The organism is Streptomyces sp. NPDC005393 (genome assembly GCF_040606675.1).
GTDB lineage: Bacteria > Actinomycetota > Actinomycetes > Streptomycetales > Streptomycetaceae > Streptomyces.
On record NZ_JBEXFG010000127.1, the window covers coordinates 1 to 2,149 of the forward strand.

Annotated in this window: 2 protein-coding genes; one reads left to right on the top strand and one right to left on the bottom strand. The window is 76.9% G+C overall.

Going from position 1 to position 2,149, the window contains the following annotated elements; genetic code table 11:
* Window positions 1–292: 292 nt before the first annotated feature.
* A complete protein-coding gene (locus ABZS71_RS35525) occupies window positions 293–1,144 on the top strand; it encodes an NTP transferase domain-containing protein (RefSeq protein WP_356216969.1) in 852 nt (283 codons plus the stop codon).
* Window positions 1,145–1,326: 182 nt separating this feature from the next.
* Here the strand turns inward: ABZS71_RS35525 and ABZS71_RS35530 are convergent, their stop codons facing one another.
* A complete protein-coding gene (locus ABZS71_RS35530; protein ID WP_356216972.1) occupies window positions 1,327–1,653 on the bottom strand; it encodes a hypothetical protein in 327 nt (108 codons plus the stop codon).
* Window positions 1,654–2,149: the final 496 nt, after the last annotated feature.

A 2,149-nucleotide genomic window follows, 5' to 3' on the forward strand; every position in this document is an offset into this window, starting at 1 on the left:
CCCTGCACCCCCGCCCCCTCCCGTCTCGTCGGCGGCCCCCTGACCGGTGGCCCCCTCCCACCTCCGGTCGCCAGTCCGCCCCTCGGCGACCCGCGGCTCGGTGGGGCGGTCTCCAGTCCGGCCCTCGGCGGCCCCCGTTCGGTGGGACGCGTCCCCGGTCCCGTCGGCGGCCCGCCCGTTGGCCCGGTCGGTCGTTGGTTTGGCGGTGGTGGTGAGGGGAGCGGTCGGCGGTGTGTGAAGTGTCCGGTGACGAGGGGCGGAGCCTGTGGGTTCAGGGGGCCATACTCGTGGGGTGACTCCAGGTGCGTATGACGCTGTGATCCTGGCCGGGGGTGCCGCTCGGCGGCTCGGTGGGGTGGATAAGCCCGCATTGCGGGTGGGCGGGCGGGCCTTGCTCGATCGGGTGCTGGGCGCCTGTCGCGGTGCCGGGGAGACCGTCGTCGTCGGGCCGCGCAGGCCCACCGTACGGCCCGTGCGGTGGGCGCGGGAGGAGCCGCCCGGTGGCGGCCCCGTCGCCGCAGTCGACGCGGGCGTACGGCACACCACCGCTCCCGTTCTTCTCGTACTCTCCGCCGATCTGCCCTTCCTCACCGCCGAGACCGTCCAGGCCCTCCTCGCTGGCCTCGGAGAGGCCGAGGGGGTCGTGCTCACCGACTCCGACGGCCGTGAGCAGCCCCTCGTCGCCGCCTACCGCGCCGAGCCGCTGCGTCGGGAGATCGCCCTCCTCGCCGCCGAGCACGGCGACCTCGGCGGGCTTCCGCTCCGGCTGCTCACCACGGAGCTGACCCTCGGCCGGCTCCACCACCCCAGCGCGTCCTTCGACTGCGACACCTGGCAGGACATCACCACAGCTCGTACGAGGATCAGGGAGCATGGAAACGTGTTGGACGAATGGATTGCCGCAGTCAAGGCGGAACTCGGTATCGACCTCGATGTCGACACCACCGCCCTCCTCGACCTGGCCCGTGACGCCGCGCACGGTGTCGCCCGGCCCGCTGCCCCGCTGACCACCTTCCTCGTCGGCTATGCGGCGGCCCAGCGGGGCGGCGGTCCGGAGGCGCTGGCGGACGCGACCGCCAAGGCCGCCGCGCTGGCCGCTCGTTGGGCCGCCGAGGACGAGACGCCCGAGCAGTCGGCCGGATGACGCACCGGGACCCCAGGGCCGGGGACGCCGACGCGCTCGACCGCGAGGTCGACGAGGCGTTGGCACTGGCCAACGAGCGCGCCTACCGCGAGTCGGAGTCCTCGCCGGAAGGCCGGTCGGGGACTGCCGACGCCGGGGAAGGGGACTGGGCCGACCCCGCCCTTGACGTGGCGGAACCCTCCTCATCGGCCCCCGAGGATGACTGGGCCGAGGCCGCCCTTGATGTTGCCTCCGGACGAGCCACCGGTCGGCACGTCCGCGATCGGCACCGCCCGGCCGAGCCGGTGGCTGCTGACGGGCGAACCGCCGACCGCCCAGCCGAGCCGCGGGCCGCCGGCCCGGGGGCTGACAACCGGACGGGGGGCCGGGCCGCCGACGGGCGGAGTGACGACCAGGGCCGGGCCACCGGGACGCGAGCCGACGACCGGGCGCGGGTCGCCGAGGGCCGGACCGGAGACCGCCCCACCGAGCCGGGGGCCGCCGAGGGCCGGACCGGGGACGCGTCCCACCGAACGGGGGCCGCCGAGGGGCGGACCGGAGACCGCCCTACCGGGCCGCGGGCCGCCGAGGGGCGGACCGGGGACCGCCCTACCGGGCCGGGGGTCGCCGAGGGCCGGACCGGAGACCGCCCCACCAAGCCGCGGGTCGCCGAGGGGCGGACCGGAGACCGCCCTACCGAGCCGGGGGCCGCCGAGGGGCGGACCGGAGACCGCCCTACCGAGCCGGGGGTCGCCGAGGGGCGGACCGGAGACCGCCCTACCGAGCCGGGGGTCGCCGAGGGGCGGACCGGAGACCGCCCCACCGGGCCGGGGGCCGCCGAGGGGCGGACTGGCGACCGGAGGTGGGAGGGGGCCACCGGGCGGCGGGTCGCCGACGAGACGGGAGGGGGCGGGGGTGCAGGGGCGGGGGGCCTGGACGCTGACGTGTATTTGTGGCGCCAATCTCCGGCCAACCCAACGCCTCCGAGCACCGGCGCCGTAAATATACGGTCCAGGCCCCCCGCCC